At 45.0% G+C, this 15,084-nt stretch carries 15 protein-coding genes; all 15 read right to left on the reverse strand.

The annotated features are described in order from the left end of the window. Positions 1 to 67: 67 nt before the first annotated feature. Positions 68 to 667, reverse strand: a complete 600-nt coding sequence (gene recR, locus NQ536_RS12875; RefSeq protein ID WP_004852422.1) for a recombination mediator RecR — start codon at positions 665 to 667, stop codon at positions 68 to 70. Beyond that, positions 667 to 1,017, reverse strand: coding sequence for a YbaB/EbfC family nucleoid-associated protein (locus tag NQ536_RS12880; RefSeq protein WP_004852423.1), 351 nt, complete (start codon positions 1,015 to 1,017; stop codon positions 667 to 669). The genes recR and NQ536_RS12880 overlap by 1 nt, the downstream gene beginning before the upstream one ends. Before the next feature lie 44 nt (positions 1,018 to 1,061). Further along, positions 1,062 to 2,714, reverse strand: a complete 1,653-nt coding sequence (gene dnaX / locus NQ536_RS12885) for a DNA polymerase III subunit gamma/tau (RefSeq protein ID WP_044998233.1) — start codon at positions 2,712 to 2,714, stop codon at positions 1,062 to 1,064. 128 nt (positions 2,715 to 2,842) lie between these two features. Next, positions 2,843 to 4,426 (reverse strand): DUF6382 domain-containing protein, encoded by a 1,584-nt coding sequence (locus NQ536_RS12890; protein ID WP_004852426.1) that lies wholly within the window; start codon positions 4,424 to 4,426, stop codon positions 2,843 to 2,845. Then, positions 4,404 to 4,886: a TadE/TadG family type IV pilus assembly protein gene (locus NQ536_RS12895; RefSeq protein WP_044998234.1), complete on the reverse strand. Its 483-nt coding sequence runs from the start codon at positions 4,884 to 4,886 to the stop codon at positions 4,404 to 4,406. The genes NQ536_RS12890 and NQ536_RS12895 overlap by 23 nt, the downstream gene beginning before the upstream one ends. Before the next feature lies 1 nt (position 4,887). Next, entirely contained in the window at positions 4,888 to 5,712 is an 825-nt protein-coding gene (locus NQ536_RS12900) for a TadE family protein (RefSeq protein ID WP_167530868.1), read from the reverse strand. 203 nt (positions 5,713 to 5,915) lie between these two features. Then, positions 5,916 to 7,364 carry a DUF5702 domain-containing protein gene (locus NQ536_RS12905; protein WP_004852432.1) on the reverse strand — a complete coding sequence of 483 codons (1,449 nt, stop codon included), beginning with the start codon at positions 7,362 to 7,364 and terminating at the stop codon, positions 5,916 to 5,918. Between the two features lie 21 nt (positions 7,365 to 7,385). Beyond that, positions 7,386 to 7,556 (reverse strand): Flp1 family type IVb pilin, encoded by a 171-nt coding sequence (locus NQ536_RS12910; RefSeq protein ID WP_004852434.1) that lies wholly within the window; start codon positions 7,554 to 7,556, stop codon positions 7,386 to 7,388. 44 nt (positions 7,557 to 7,600) lie between these two features. Then, positions 7,601 to 8,905, reverse strand: coding sequence for an immunoglobulin-like domain-containing protein (locus tag NQ536_RS12915; RefSeq protein WP_004852437.1), 1,305 nt, complete (start codon positions 8,903 to 8,905; stop codon positions 7,601 to 7,603). A 12-nt stretch (positions 8,906 to 8,917) separates the two neighbouring features. Continuing rightward, complete coding sequence (locus NQ536_RS12920) at positions 8,918 to 9,658, reverse strand: type II secretion system F family protein (protein WP_004852438.1); 741 nt, start codon at positions 9,656 to 9,658, stop codon at positions 8,918 to 8,920. Continuing rightward, positions 9,655 to 10,911 carry a CpaF family protein gene (locus NQ536_RS12925; RefSeq protein WP_004852440.1) on the reverse strand — a complete coding sequence of 419 codons (1,257 nt, stop codon included), beginning with the start codon at positions 10,909 to 10,911 and terminating at the stop codon, positions 9,655 to 9,657. The genes NQ536_RS12920 and NQ536_RS12925 overlap by 4 nt, the downstream gene beginning before the upstream one ends. Beyond that, the gene (locus NQ536_RS12930) at positions 10,905 to 11,984 is read right to left on the reverse strand and encodes a P-loop NTPase family protein (protein WP_227909616.1); all 1,080 of its coding nucleotides are present in this window, start codon (positions 11,982 to 11,984) and stop codon (positions 10,905 to 10,907) included. The genes NQ536_RS12925 and NQ536_RS12930 overlap by 7 nt, the downstream gene beginning before the upstream one ends. A 15-nt stretch (positions 11,985 to 11,999) precedes the next feature. After that, positions 12,000 to 12,461, reverse strand: a complete 462-nt coding sequence (locus NQ536_RS12935; RefSeq protein WP_187116308.1) for an A24 family peptidase — start codon at positions 12,459 to 12,461, stop codon at positions 12,000 to 12,002. Positions 12,462 to 12,756: 295 nt separating this feature from the next. Continuing rightward, the gene (locus NQ536_RS12940) at positions 12,757 to 13,071 is read right to left on the reverse strand and encodes a hypothetical protein (protein WP_004852447.1); all 315 of its coding nucleotides are present in this window, start codon (positions 13,069 to 13,071) and stop codon (positions 12,757 to 12,759) included. A gap of 162 nt (positions 13,072 to 13,233) precedes the next feature. Further along, positions 13,234 to 14,979, reverse strand: a complete 1,746-nt coding sequence (locus NQ536_RS12945) for an ATP-binding protein (RefSeq protein WP_044998235.1) — start codon at positions 14,977 to 14,979, stop codon at positions 13,234 to 13,236. Positions 14,980 to 15,084 lie beyond the last annotated feature (105 nt).

Below are 15,084 nucleotides of genomic sequence, written 5' to 3' on the forward strand. Positions count from 1 at the left end.
AACCCTGCACCTCTTTCTCTATAAATATGTGTAAATATAGTACATGTCATTCATATGACAGTCCTGTTTAAAGATACACTCTGCCCTCAAGTGCCCTGAGCAGTGTGACCTCGTCTATACATTCCAGATCGCCTCCGACCGGCACACCACTTGCAATACGGCTGACCTTTATTCCCGCCGGTTTTACAAGCTTGGATATGTACATTGCTGTTGCCTCTCCCTCCGGTCCTGAACCAGTTGCTATAATAAGTTCATCCACATCCTCACTCTGCAGCCTCCTCATAAGTTCGGATATCTTTATATCCGCCGGACCTATGCCAAGAGCCGGATTGATAACACCATGCAAAACATGATACACACCGTCAAACTGACCTGTTCTCTCGTAAGCTGCAAGATCACGGGGAGTCTCAACCACCATTATGAGTTTGTGGTTCCGGTTAGGGGAACTACATATAGGGCATACCTCCCTATCAGTTATAGTGTAGCAACAACTGCAGTATTTTATATTCTTCTTCGCGTTTACTATGGCATCCGACAGAGCAAATGCCCTGTCCTCCGGCATACTTATTATATGAAATGCCAGTCTCTGGGCAGTCTTTGTTCCTATTCCCGGCAGTCTACCCAGTTCCTCTATAAGCCTGTTTACTTCTCCTCCATAAACTTCCATTAGAATGGTAATCCTCCAAGTCCCATTCCGCCGGATATCTTGCTCATATTGTTGTTGTAATCCTCCTCCTGTGCTCTGAGAGCCTCATTCACTGCAGATATGATCAGGTCCTCCAGAGTCTCTATATCATCAGGATCAACAACCTCTGAATCCAGCTTTATCTCCATAAGCTCCTTTTTACCGGATACCTTAGCTGTAACCACTCCGCCACCTACAGACGACTCATATACCTTATCCTCAAGATTCTTTGTTGTCTCCTCCATCTGCTTCTGCATCTTCTGAGCCTGCTTCATAAGATTGTTCATATTGCCAGGCATCATGCCTCCTGGAAAACCGCCTCTCTTAGCCATTACAAAAATCCTCCTTAAATCTGTTTCTTTTATAGATTTTATTATTATTCCTGTTTTCTCTCAACTTTAAAATTGATAATATTCAGGATATTTTCCTGTTCAAGTTTAGTATTGTCCTTGTGTGAGTTCCTGGTACAGACTATTTCAAATTCCACACTCTTGCCAAGATACTCCTCTATGACACTCTTTACGTGTGCCACATTCTCCGCCTTTTCAAAATATAGCTTCGGAAGTTCATCATCCGTAAGCGGAATCATGAGCACCAGCTTCTTCCTGTCATCAGCAAGTATCAGCTTTGCTCTGCTGCCTGGATCATCATCATTTCTCTCGAGATATCTTCTCGCCGGACTTGAGAGTTTTCCAAGTATCTCATTCCAGTTGTCTGCTGCCCTCTGAAGATCCTCATACTCTGCCTGTGGAAGCTCCTTCGACAGCCTTTCCTGAAATGCCCTTATTGCGTCAGGATCTACATCTGTCCCTGCCGGCTTCTCGCCTGCACTAGATGACTGCTTCACCGGCTGCATCTGTATTCCGTTTGCCTGAAGCGCATCCAACTTCTCCTCAAGAAATCTCACCCTCTCAACGATGCTTGTGACATCCGTCTCCATCTGAGGCCGGCAAAGTTTTATGACCGCCATCTCAAGCACGATCCTCTTCTGTGTGGAATATTTTATACTCGCTGATGCATCAGAAAATACATTGATGTACCTTATGACAGTACTTTCATCCATGCCCACCGCAATGCCTCTGATCCGTTCAAGATTTTCCTTTGTCATATCCAGTCTGTCCCCCTCTGTCTGGGAGAGTTTTACCACCAGGATATTTCTAAGGAACCACGTAAACTCACTCACGAACCTGCCAAGTTCGCGGCCCTGCCACACGATCTCATCGACCACGTCTATCGCACCCTCGACATCCTCCCTGAGAACACACTCAAGCAGTCTTGCAAATGTATCTATATCCACTGCACCTATGGTCTCAAGTACCTTATCGTAGGTAAGCTTCTGACCGAGATTGAATGCTACGCACTGGTCAAGTATCGACAGCGCATCTCGCATAGAACCGTCTCCTGACTTTGCAACGTAATCGATAGCTTTTCTGTCAGCTTCAAGACCTTCTCTGTCCATCAGATCAGCCAGTCTGTCTGCTATGACATCCACCGGTATCCTCCTGAAATCATACTTCTGACATCTGGACGATATAGTTATCGGAATCTTGTGAGATTCAGTGGTCGCCAGTATAAATATAACATATGAAGGTGGCTCCTCCAGAGTCTTAAGCAGAGCGTTGAAGGCTCCAGGTGAGAGCATATGAACCTCGTCTATGATATATACCTTGTATTTTCCCTCAGTAGGTGGGTAGGCAACCTCTTCACGGATCTGTCGTATGTTGTCGACACCATTGTTGGATGCCGCATCTATCTCTATAACATTCAGAGAAGATCCATCAGCTATTGCACGGCAGCTTGCACACTCATTACACGGACTTCCGTCAACCGGATGTTCACAGTTACATGCCTTTGCAAATATCTTTGCTATAGATGTCTTTCCTGTTCCTCTCGTTCCACAAAATAAAAAGGCATGACCAAGTCTATCATTCTTAATCTGGTTTCTAAGAGTGGTAACTATATGATCCTGCCCCTTTACCTCATCAAAAGTATCAGGTCTCCATTTTCTATATAAAGCTACATACGACATGTCACTACCTACCTTTTTGTACGATAAAATGTGATTACACCCATAGCCCATGACATATATCCTTATATATCTGGATTTAGGGAAACTCATACACAGACTATTATATCTGAATTTACATTTTATATCAATCAGATAAGCAATATTTGGACAGTGTATTCCACGCCCCCTATTCTGAGGACGTCTCCTCCGGACAAAGGCCAATATCTATCTTTGCACATACATATCTCATTTACATATGTACCGTTTGTAGAAGAAAGATCCTTCACATATATCCTGCCGTTCTTCTCACCGATGACGGCATGTCTTCGGCTTATACTCCTGTCGTTTATGACGACATCAGCCGAGCCATCCCTGCCTACCGTCTGCTCACCTCCGGCCATATGTATCTCGAGTTTTTCTCCGCTCTGCCTGCCAGTCAGCTCCACCGATATATGTGCTGTCCGATTTTCTTCATGAACATCCGCAGCAAGTAGCGTGGTATCATCATCAGTATCATCAGGTTTCCTGAGTATCTGGGTTCCCTCACTCAAATTTACAGGAGGATTCATCGGATTTTGATCCACAGTTCTGTGCACATATTTTTCTGTATTTTGCCACTCGCTAATATATGATCCATCTTCCACCACGTCCGGATTACACGTCTGCCGCCTCAACATCTTCAATCCAGACGGATCACTGGTCATAACGGCTGGTGAACCAGGCATACCAACAGTCTCATCAGACACACCGGCGGCTATACCAGCCGACGCACCAGCTGGCACTCCAGCACTCCGAGGCATGGCGACATCATCCTTCCTCCGAAGCTCCAAATATAAAAACAGCTCAATGGCTGCCACCGCAACCGCCAGCATGAGCAGGCGAACATCCGCAATGTGTCCATAAACTGCACTTTGAAACACTGCCAGCCCAAGTCCCGCAGCTATAGTTATAACAAAGAGGATCAACAGCCATCTGTTTCTTAAATTCGACAAGTTCTTACATTCGAACGTTTTCCTACGCAAAAACAGATTTTCTCTTCTTGTGCCAGACTCACCAGCCAGCACAACACTGTTCATAGGCGCAGCTTCATCGCCAAACAACATGTCTTTCAGCGCATCATACTCATCACTGTTTCCACTGACCTCGCCGTGTTTTCCAAAGGCAGCTTTTTTTTCTCTGCATAAGACCTGCTTCTGCATCTCGCACACATCTTCACGCAATTTCTCCATATCAAAGTTGTCCATAACCACGGTCTCATACACTCCATACATGAAATCCACCAGTTTTCCATCACTGTGATCTATCCGTCGTATTATCTCCTCCGACAGATGTCTTACCTGCTTTTTCACATTCATATGCGCCCCCGGTGCATACACAAAACGGCACTCTTCCAAACCGACACTACAGAATATATATTCCGGTTTCAGCATGAGATTATCAGGATCGAGCATGTACTCCTCCGCCTCAACTACAGCATTGCATGCCGCCCCCATTACCGAGAGTGTCTGCTTTGCCGTAAGGAAATTTGCCTGCATATAATCCTTAAGACTCTTCTTTCCGTTTATCTTGTTATAGAGGAGCATTCTGCCGTCTATCGACCTGAACTCCGGCTGTATTATCCCTTCTACGAAATTGTTATAGAGCATATCAATCTCATATGAATTGACACTGTCCATCTCAGCTTCAACCACAAAAAATGAGTTTACACCTTCATTCTGACAGTAATTTACCATATGACTGCCACCTCCTCAGATTATTGCCTGTATTCCTGATCTCCCTCATTGTCTCAACTTTTTTACTCTTTTTATTCTCATCCACAAACTGTCCAATCCCGGGATATCTCTCCGTATAACTCACCTCATTCACACAGATTCCAAGCACCGCACTCGCCATGACGCCATGCTCGATTGCCCCCGTGTCTGTCATATATGACCTTGCCTCAACCTGCCCGGCAAACGTCGTCTTTTCTTCCACATTTGTCCTTATGACACTCTCTGCTGTCTGAGTGTCATCAGCATCTCCAAGCAGAATATATTCTTCTCTGTTGTAAAGCACTGTATATGCCTCCCCCGCCGCCACAGAATAGTTCATAACTATCACAAATAGATTGATCACCACAAATACTACACCGATCAAAACAGGTGTTATAAGACTCATTTCGATCATTAATGATCCTTCGTCATCCATCTTCACTTTACATTCCCCCTTCACCACAGTTTGAACACGGTCTCATATCCCCTATGTCATCCTTCTTCACTCTGTATACAGTACGCTTAAGTCCCGGACATTCCAGGGAATAATGATACTTATCCCCGCTCTGCGTTACATACAGAGTTCCACGACTTCGGTATCTCGCACACAGGCTGCACTGGGTAAGGCCTTCGCATTCCTTCTCAGCCGCGGTATATGAAACCTGCCTTATATTCAATTTTATATGAAAACAGCTTCTTGACTTGTGATAGACGTCACCGTTTTCCGCAACATATACATATGTACCCTCTGAATCTGCATCATTTGCCTTGTCATATCCCAGAAATGCTCTCTGGCGTATCCGTTCCTCGCACGGTATAGTCACATTGCCAATTACCGGAATACTGATCCTGATATCATATTCCAGCTTCACATATATGCAGTCATCGGCTTTTAACTCCGACTGTACTATGTTCAATCCAGAAAAGCTCCCGGCAACATATCTGTCAATCATATTCTGATCATCTATATAATCCCGCAGTTTTTTGTTTGCCGTGACCAGCGATACACCATCCTTGAACACCTCTGCTTCTCTTCCGGCATCCACACCATTCTCTATCTGTCTCCCAAGAAAACTGTACTCCGCCATATAAAGTGCAGTCTCATGCAGCCCCTCATACACTATTCCTCTGGTGTGGACCGCTCCTGCGACGCTCACTATTCCCAGCATCGCAAATATAAACACTGGCAGCACCATTGCAGCCTCAACACTTGCGCTTCCACGTCCAGAAAGAGTTGTCTTATATATCCTCCTGCCCGTTTTCTTCACGCTGCGGATATTTCTGATATGCGCTTGGAGAGGCGATCTGATCTTAAAATAAATAAATGGGATAACATTTTTGGAAATAAAAATATTTGCTATTAAGTTTTTAAAAAATGTTTTAATAATTTTTTTAGGATTATCATATCCGAGCCTGGCAACATGACAGGAGAACATATAACACCCCCTTTCCGAACGTTTTCGCCTACTTTTTAATACCCCGTTGATATCCTGAACCCGTGGCGGTAATAGCCGTCATCTATGCCATTTATCTCCGGAAAACTCTCTATGAATGGGGCAAATTTTTTCCTTTGCTCTATATCCACATCAATAGAAAATCCATATATCATATTCTTCATATCAAATGTCTCATCCTCCTGAGACAAATTTAGCTGTATCATATCTGCCATCCTGTAATATATGTCATTGTGTTTTTCAGCCAGCAAAATCGCCAGATATCCCTTGTAGCCTATGGCATCCGCCCCTTCATAGTCCTCATTCTGCATCGTGAGCAGATCTCCAAGGCTGTCTATATCCGTCTTCCACGTTTTTGAAGTCTTGATAAACTGCACATTATTCCCACACAGCATGCACCTTATGTCCGCAAGAGTCTCCGCATATGCCCAGCATCCGGCCAGCAGATATTTCACTGCAGAATATGTAACGCCCGGCAGCAGTGACAGCACAAATGCTATTGAATCTATGGCTGCCATCTTACTATCATCCGATAGAAGATATGCCAGATTTACCGGGAGACGGTGCGCTATGATCCTGTTCACAACACCTTTCAGATTGTCCCTGTCATTGTCCTTTCCCGCTATCATGTACTCAACCTCGCACTCCGCCGGCCGCTCCGCTTTCTTTGATGTGTATGTGTTGAACATCTCAATGGCATAACAGATTCCATAGAAATCATCTGTGACTCCCGTTTCATCCACAGCATCCCAATTGCCAAGCTGTTTTTTGAACGCATCAAGATCGTCAAATTCTATATCGGTCCACTTCTCATCGGCATCATTCCTGCTTCCCGACGGAAGATCCTCCTCACTGTAACTGGCGTCAGACGGTTCACCTCCTGACGGAGTTACTATTTTCAAGATTCCTCCCCGGAGTGTATGTTTAAGAACGTTCCTTGGATCCGTGCCTATCCACAGACTGTCGGTCGAGCTCTCATCATCCTGCCCATTGTCTATAGTGGTTTTCGTGTCCGTTCCTGCTTTTCTTTCAGTGGTTATCATCTCTAGAAGATCCTTTATGCCCTCTGTTTCTATATATATTTTCATATATTCTGTTATCTGCTTTTTCATATTTTCGCAGTCATTCTCAAGAAGCCCTCTGCAGTCGGCAAGCTCCACACTTTTCACCGTCATATCATAGTCATCACTCCCGTCAAATGTATATTCAAGGTAATCTTCTGCCATCTCCTCCATCTTTCCTTCCCCCTGTCCACCAAAATTCCTGTCAACAGCCAGCAGATGATATTCATCAAACAGTCTTCTGTTGTACGCCGCCTTGATTTCCTGGGCGGCACCATCAGCTGCCTCCGCAGCCCTGGCACCGCCCATACTGACTCTTACCATCTCCACAGATGTCAGGCCAAGTATCAGCAGGGACAGCAGCACAAGACACAGAAACACTGTAACCTGTCCTTTATTTCCCATATGTCCTCCGCTCTGTCATCATCAATAAATCTTCTTCGCATTCTTGTTTATGGAGTTCCAGATATTGTTTACCAGAGAGGTTATCTGCTGTTTAAATACTATGCACATCGCTATGAGGACCACCATTATAAGGATTATCTCAACCACTCCCATTCCTGACTCGTCTTCCATAAAATCATTCCATCTCTTCATAATTATTTTCCTCCTTGATTATTTTTCTGCTTTACATACTCTTTCTAAAAACTCATCACAGCTGGCAATACAACTATCACCATCACTACGCCGAGCAATACTATCATAGGAAACAACAGTCTCGTTCCTGCTTCCTCACCCTTCTTCCGGGCTAGCTCTTTCCTCGTCTGAAGCGCTGCCTGTTCCTCCCCCGCCATCATGATCATTATATCCTTCGTCCCTTTGCTGACATTCTGTGACAGCATTGACATAAGCTTCATGTATACCGGAATATTGATACGATGCCCCATATTGTAATATGCCTCGCCTTCTGGAATCCCGGCCTGTATCTCATTTAACGTGTATCGGAGTTCCTTCATAAGAGCGCTCTCATCATCATTCTGTACCATTCTCACAAATGAACCTCTTATAGTCACTCCTGCTCCCAGATAAAGGATCAGCCTGTCGACCAATTCAGGATAGTCAATCATGAGCTGCTGTTTCCTCTCCTTCTCCTGCTTTGAAAGCTTTGCCCTCGCGCCCATCCAGATGCATACTGCTGAGATGATACCCAGAAATATCACCGGTATAGCACCAGAACCGCCAGCCGTATCTTCAATGCTGTATCCCTCTATCTCCGAGGGGAGTTCTATCCGTCCGGAAGCCCTGTTCTCCATCTGGGTGTTTTTCACAAAATCGGAAATAGCCTTTTCAGCCTTCTCACCAGCATCAAGCACCCGCCCTGTAACACGGATGTTATATTCCCGCTCCGCGCTGTGCTCTCCATAGGACAAAACAGCCGTGAGCTTCACCAGTTCCGCGTCACCCTCATCACTCTTCAGCAATTTGCCTGTGGATGTCACAACATCCTGATCACTGCTTATCCATGCCACGTCAAGGCCTGTATCATCAAGTCTCTCTGGCAGATCCAGATCACTCTGAATACAGTCCGCACTCTCGTTCTCTCCGAGATAAATTTCCTCTATCTCTGTAAATCCTAGGTCAAACACATCCTCCAGCTCCGACTCGTCATACTCGATCGGTAGCACATCTACATTTACCTGTTTCTTCTGGCCATCAACCTCTGTCTCCAGTGTCTTGGTACCCTTATCACCCCCATAACCCGGCCTGTCAATTACCACCGTTTCAGGTCGCAGAGCGGTCCTGCCCCACAACAAAACTGCAAGCACCACCGAAGCAAGAACGACCACCAAGATCATGGATATCCTTTCCACATATACCCCACGGCACTTTGTTCTTGCATCCGCATCCGTGCAAGTGTATCCCCTCTTTATCCTCTGTATCGTCTTGTCCATATCCACATGCTTTTCCACCATGTCATAAATGATTCCCGCTAATTTTCTCAGCACGCTCTCACCGCCTTACACCCTTATATTTGTTATCTTTCGTCCCCAGGCCACCATCAGGAATATAACGATCAGGCAGACGGACATCGCGGCTATCCCAAATACATTTCCATACAGAGCATTCATATATCCCGGATTACACACCCGCATATAGAGAACTATCACAAATGGCATAGCAGACATTATGTTGTACTCCATCCGCTTTGCCGTTACCATCGTGTCGATCTCATCCTCCACCTCCAGCCTTTCCTCGATGGTCTGTACCATCTTCTTCATCATCTTTATGAGGTTTCCACCGGATCTGCCCGCTACCGCAGACACTTTGGCAAACTCCATGACATCATCAAGCCCCGATCTCTCAGCAAAATTCTTTAAAAGGATCTTCATATCGGTATTCATCTCAAGTCCCGCTATGATCATTTTGATTTCCCCCTGAATATAAGATCTACCCTGATACAGTCCCTCCATTTCCTGGTACACAGGCACAAAGGCCTTTTCCATAGAGTATCCGGCCGCCATATTCGCCGCCAGGGAAAGCAGCATCTCCTTGAATTCCATATTCAGCTTTTTCTGCATCCTTATACATTTACTCCGCGAGACCATCCTGAACATGGCGAGCAATCCCGGAACGCCTACAACACACACTGCTGCATTGTCATAAAACAACACTGCTATCGCCGCAGTCACAACCATATATGTGATAGCAATACCTATCTTTTCACCGGCTTTCAGCCTGTATACTCTGTAATCGGTCATACTGCCATCACTCCTGCTCCTGTGGGTTCCTTTGTCACTCTTATAAATCCTGCCGACATGAGTTTTGCCGTGTTGTGCAGATCATTTATTTTCTCCAATGTTCCTACTATCCGGCCATCTTCCAGCCCTCTCTCCCTAAACTCAAATAATTTATTCACCACAAATTCACCTCCTTCCAATCCGATCACCTCACATATCTCAAGGCATCTTCTTGATTTATCTCTTAGTCTTCCCAACTGGATTATTATGTCCACCGCTGATGCTATCTGCTGTCTTATAGCCAGCACCGGCATGTCAGCTCCCATAAGTACCATCGTCTCAAGCCTTGTCAGCATATCTCTGCTGGAGTTTGCATGCCCGGTGGACAGTGAGCCGTCATGGCCTGTATTCATAGCCGTGAGCATGTCAATTGCCGCCGCATCTCTGACCTCACCAACAATGATTCGCGATGGGCGCATTCTTAGACTTGTCTTGATAAGATCTCTTATGCTCACCGCATTTTCGCCTTCAACATTTGCACTTCTCGATTCAAGACTCACAAGATTGTCTATGCCCGTGAGCTGAAGCTCCGCCGAATCCTCTATGGTCACTATCCTCTCATCGTGTGGTATATACCCCGACAGAGCATTGAGAAATGTAGTCTTACCCGCACCAGTTCCGCCGGACACGATAATATTATATCCAGACACCACAAGCTTCCTGAGAAACTCTGCAACCTCAGTTGTTATTGAACCCAGTTGCAGAAGTCTCTCCATGGTCATTCCCTCCTTTGGGAATTTCCTTATTGTCATGACACAGCCGCCAAGGCTCACAGGGGGAAGAACCACGTTAACTCTTGATCCATCCTTCAGCCTGGCATCGACTATCGGAAACGACTCGTTTACCAGCCTGTTGCACTCTGCAACAATATGCTGGATTACCGACTTCAGTCTCTCCTCACTCTCAAATGTCCTGTCATAACGACACAACCTGCCAGCCCTCTCTATAAAAATATTGTCTGCGCCATTTATCATGATCTCCGTTATACTGTCATCATCAAGCATGTCCGAAAGCACATCCAGTCTTCTGAGGCTGTTGAACAGATCCCGTTTTATCTCTACCTTATCTCTGACACTCAGCGGTTTCTCCAAAGAATACTCAAGTATGCACATGTCGATAACACCACGTACCTGATCATCCTCTATATCACCAGATAGGTCTATGGTCTGCATGACCTTCGTTCTGATATTCTGCATATATTCACTATTTACCATTTGTCCATCACCTGGCTCTCAATGAATCTAATCATCTCCGCACTTCCCGGTGCAGCGTCTGGTACCCGGACCCGTTTCATCCTTTTTGCGACTTTTCCCAACTCCTCCGATTCGAGTAGCCTTTCAAATGTCCTGATCTTTTCCTGCGACTGCTCATCCGGCAGTTCAGGGACCACTATCACATCCAGAGCAGACAGCACAGACAGATCCTTTAGAACCGCCTGTCCAATATCAAGCACTATGGTCGTGTATCTTCCCCACACTCTTAGCTGTTCCAGCATCCACTCAACGTCAGATCTGTCAAGCTCCATGGCATCCAGATACGACCGCATGTATCCAAGGACACTGTAATCGTCAAGCTGCACTGTATTTTCACCTACATAATCCGTAAATCCGTCCGATCGCTCCTTTATGAGATATATGACATTCGATACCACATCTTCCCTGTCCTCAAATGAACTGAATTCTTCCAGACCTATATACAGCCCCCCACGGACCTCGTCATTCATGCACAGGCTTATCGCAAGCTTTGTCTTCCCGCATCTACCAACCGGAGATATAACACCATAGGATCTGAACAGCTTCCGCCTTCTCTCCGGCACATCGGCATCCATGTACTTCATAACTGCCCGGACTATATCCCTCGCCTTAGAGTACTTGAACAACACTCCGGGAACATTCCCACCGCCTGACTGTTCACCATATTCCAATGAACCAGACTCCGCTGATCCCCCGAACCATCCTTCGCCATATTTTGATATCTCCGAACCGGAATCTGTCCCGGCAGGTCTCTTTCCCGAAAGCACCACACATCTCTGCCCACGAAGTTCCTGCCATATATCTACATACAATTTCTCATCGATCAGCAATATATCCAGACTGTTTGCACGCAGATACCCCTGCAATTCATCGCGTCCAGAAAACGCCAACGCTAGAAACGGATTTTCCCTGTCTGAATTGATATGATTCATCAGACTCATCATGTAAGCCTTGTCATCATCATATATTCCTACTTTGTACTGCTGAATTGTCTCACCTCCATCAAATTCATCAAATACATCAATTTCATTCAACCACCCAAACAACCCTCAAAGGGTTGTGGCATAGTATAGTATTCCACCCAATATAGCGGCAGAAAAATGTACTCGTCTCTTTCCTACTCTCGAACATTCTGTTCTGTCTGATAATTTCTTACGATTCGTAATTGATAAAATAAACTCTTTTAAAAGATAAATAATAGAAATTACTCCCCCGGCCAAAAAGGAGTAGATCATAACCCTGTATATGTCCAGACCAACAAACGATCCGGCAACCGCCAGAAGTTTGATATCCCCGGCCCCCAAGGCTTTGATTAGAAATAATACATATAAGATCACCACCGGAATCACACATCCCTTTGCGCTGCTGAGGAGCCCTTCAGGCAATCCCCTCACAACAGCCGAAACGACAAATCCCTGTATCAGCCCCACAGCCACCAGTTTATTCGGAATCTTCCAACTCCGGAAATCAGTGACGACTGCCATACTGACCGTAGCGATCAATGGTATCAAAAAAATTATAAGCTGCTGTCCTCCTCTCTCTAAGTGGTAAGCACACATTACACCCCCATGAACCCTTTGTAAAGGGGTTGATTTATAAACAAATTTTTACTAATTTGTCCTTTTAATTTTTTGTAAAGTGTACTTTTTTACCCGCGCATTTTGCCGATATTTGCACAGTTCCAAAGGAGTCCAGCAAATACGCCATATAAAAGAAAGACCGTATATGACTGTCCCGATCTTATCAGACTGTCACACACGGTTTTCACTAGATTTTTTAACTTATCGGATTATGTCCTTTTTGATATCAATACTGGTTATTACTGTTTTTTCTCGCCGTCATCGCCTCGTCTATCGACTGTATCTCGCTGCGGCTTATCTCTATACTGTCCTTTAGAACACGTATATTGTTGAAATACTGCATCAGTTCCTGTGGTGGGTTACCCTTCGCCTGCTCATAAAAATACTTTCCGATCTCCACCATATTCCTGTCTATCATCTGGATCTCGTTGCTGATCTTGTTATTCAGCTTTGCTTTCTGTGCTGCATCTTTTGTCTCATCCACTGCATTATTTGCAAATTTCTTTGTCTTATTAAATACGTCCTGAAAAAAGTCTGCCATATCTCATTTTCCTCCATTATATTTATACAAAAAAGACCGGGAATGCGTGCAATGCACCTTTATCCCCGATCTTTTCTCTTTTATAGATTACTTACAGATCCATCGTATGCTCTGTAATCACATACTCTGTCATCATATGATCTGTCACAGCCTGACCGATATCTACTCGTCTATGTACTTGTTGAGGGTATCAACAACATCATTGAGATTGTATGGCTTTGCGATATAATCGTCCAGCTGATTCTCCAGAATCCTCTCCTTATCCCCGAACATTGCTCTGGCTGTAACTGCGATTATAGGAAGTCTCTTTCTCTTTTCCTTACGCTCTATCTCTCTGATCTCCTGTGTAGCTGCTATACCATCCATGACTGGCATCTGTACATCAAACAGAGCCGCGTCATATATCTTCGTCTTGAAAAGCTCAACTGCCTTCTGACCATTCTCCGCTATATCGTATGAGAAACCTGCCATACCGAGGAGCTTTCCGATAACCTGCTGGTTGACCGGTTCATCCTCTGCGACAAGAATCCTTGCCTTGCTGTGTGCATTGATGGAGAATACAGCCGGCTCCTCCTTCTCCTGAAGGAACTCATCCGCCGCATCAGCGCCCTTGATGACCTTAAGTGGTATCTCAACGATGAATGTGGAACCAATGTCTTCCTTGCTCTGTACTGTGATGTTACCACCCATGAGCTCTACGATCTGCTTCGTGATAACGAGTCCAAGTCCTGAACCGCCGTACTTTCTTGTATCGGATGCATCAACCTGACTGAATCTTATGAACAACTTGCTCATATTCGCCTCGGAGATACCGATACCTGTATCTGCAACTGCCATCCTTATCTTGATCTTATTCTCTCCGTCATCCATGGATGCGATCTTGACTCTTACACTTCCCTCAGATGTAAACTTGATCGCATTTGAAAGGAGACAGTTGAGAACCTGCTGGATCCTCTGTCCATCACCGCGGACAAGCTTTGGAATATTGCTGCCAAATGAACAGTCGAGCTGCAGTCCCTTGTTCGTTGCAATAGGAACCTGTGCAGCTACCGTATCTTCAATAGCTGTCCTGATATCAAATGTCTCTTCTTTGATCTTGTACTTTCCTGCCTCAAGCTTGCTTATATCAAGGATATCATTGATAAGTCTGAGCAGAGTGTCTGCACAATTCTTAGCTGTTATGAGGTTATCCCTGTAATCTGCCTGAAGGTCTTCCGCCATAAGTGTAAGCTGGAGCATACCGAGAATTCCGTTGATAGGAGTTCTTATCTCATGACTCATATTTGCAAGGAACTCAGCCTGAGTCTTATATGCAGCATTGGCATCCACTATAGCCTTGCTTAGTTTCTCCTCAGTCTCTTTCTGCTTTGTAACATCGATTACTACCATGTTGATGTAATCAGCCTCGGACTTATACATAACCGTGTTGAACACCTTCTGAAGTGACTCCATGGTGATTTCAACATCCATGAGGTCTCCCTCCTTGGTGCCCGAGTTATTGTATGCTGTGAACCAGGCATTTATATCCTGAAGGACCTCTATCTTGCTCTCCTTGAGGATCTTATCCTTGTAGTCTGACACATCAAGCTTGAAATACTCTCCAAATATCTCATTGGCATCAACTATCTCATAACTCGTTCCATTTACCGGATCATTTATTATCTTCGCCTGAGCAAATCCGATAGGAAGATTCATGAACAGTTTCTTGTACTTGTCACTCTTGTTCGCAGCTCCTGCTCTGCCTCCTCCAAAAGCAAGCATGATCAGCACTGCTGCCACCGCTGCCAGAACACCGCAAATGATAGCTCCCACTCCAACATTTGCTATGCCAAGCACTCCGGCGAGCAGCGCCAGAACTGCCACGACAATGGCAAGCGGTTTAATCCCAATTTCCTTAATTTTGTCCATTAATGCACCTCTGTTCCTATAAATATTTTCTGTAAATAGTGCTTTTATACACATAAAATATGTTTACGAGCAACCACATAGTTACATTATATTATAAATAACAAA

It is taken from the genome of Coprococcus eutactus (assembly GCF_025149915.1).
GTDB classification, from domain to species: Bacteria; Bacillota; Clostridia; order Lachnospirales; family Lachnospiraceae; genus Coprococcus; species Coprococcus eutactus.